The following is a 1,175-nucleotide window of genomic DNA, read 5'->3' as shown; positions in this document are numbered from 1 at the left end:
ATCCCGTGCATTACCTGCCGCTGATCGAGCAGAAGATCAATGCGCTGGATCAGGCAGCCCCTCTTCAGGGCTGGGATTTGCCGGAGGAATTCTCCACGCTACGCCGGCTGATGGAGGGCCGCATGGCAAAGCATGGGCGTCGTGAGTATGTGCAGGTTCTCCGTCTTCTGGAGAGCTTCGAGCATGCGGACCTGCATGCGGCGGTAAAGCAGGCCATCCAGCTCGGCGCGATCGGCTTCGATGCAGTCAAGCATCTGATCCTGTGCCGGGTCGAGCGCCGGCCGCCGCGATTGGACCTGGCGATCTATCCCTACCTGCCGAGGGCCACGGTCGAGAAGACCTCGGTAAAAGCGTATATGCGCCTCCTGTCGTCTGATGCGGGAGAAGCGGCATGAGCACCGAAGCACCAGAGATCCTGCTCGCCCATTATCTCAAGACCCTGAAGCTGCCGACCTTTCAGCGCGAGCACGAGAAGTTAGCCCGGCTATGTGCCACTGAAGGTGTCGATCATGTCGGATATCTCTTCCGGCTTGCCGAGCGGGAGATGATCGAACGCGATCGCCGCAAGGTCGAACGCCGGATCAAGGCGGCCAAATTCCCGGTCGTCAAAAGCTTGGATAGCTTCGACTTTACCGCCATACCTAAGCTGAACAAGATGCAGGTGCTGGAACTGGCGCGATGCGAATGGATCGAGCGGCGCGAGAACGTCATTGCTCTTGGTCCCAGCGGAACCGGCAAGACGCATGTCGCGCTCGGGCTCGGCCTGGCCGCTTGCCAGAAGGGTCTGTCCGTCGGCTTCACCACGGCTGCCGCCCTGGTCAGTGAGATAATGGAGGCGCGCGATGAGCGACGTCTGCTGCGCTTCCAGAAACAGATGGCGGCCTACAAGCTGCTGATCATCGACGAGCTGGGCTTCGTCCCGCTATCAAAGACCGGCGCGGAGTTGCTGTTCGAGCTGATCTCGCAACGCTATGAGCGCGGTGCCACCCTGATCACCAGCAATTTGCCCTTCGATGAATGGACGGAAACTCTGGGATCCGAACGCCTGACCGGCGCGCTGCTCGATCGCATCACCCACCACGTCAACATCCTCGAGATGAATGGCGACAGCTATCGTCTCGCACAGAGCCGCATCAGAAAGACCGGCTGAAACGCTCCCTCAAAAAATCGCCGCG

General features: G+C 60.3%; 1 protein-coding gene and 1 pseudogene. Both read left to right on the top strand.

Annotated elements, in window-relative coordinates:
- Positions 1 to 395, top strand: a pseudogene (locus B5X69_RS20720) (IS21 family transposase); the annotation flags it as partial.
- Complete coding sequence (gene istB / locus B5X69_RS20715) at positions 392 to 1,150, top strand: IS21-like element helper ATPase IstB (protein WP_079640345.1); 759 nt, start codon at positions 392 to 394, stop codon at positions 1,148 to 1,150. The pseudogene B5X69_RS20720 and the gene istB, both read left to right, overlap by 4 nt.
- The last annotated feature ends 25 nt before the right edge of the window (positions 1,151 to 1,175 follow it).

Source organism: Sphingopyxis flava (assembly GCF_900168005.1).
Taxonomy (GTDB): Bacteria; Pseudomonadota; Alphaproteobacteria; order Sphingomonadales; family Sphingomonadaceae; genus Sphingopyxis; species Sphingopyxis flava.
The sequence above is the reverse complement of the archived record's forward strand: the minus strand, read 5'-3'. Positions and strand labels throughout refer to the sequence as shown.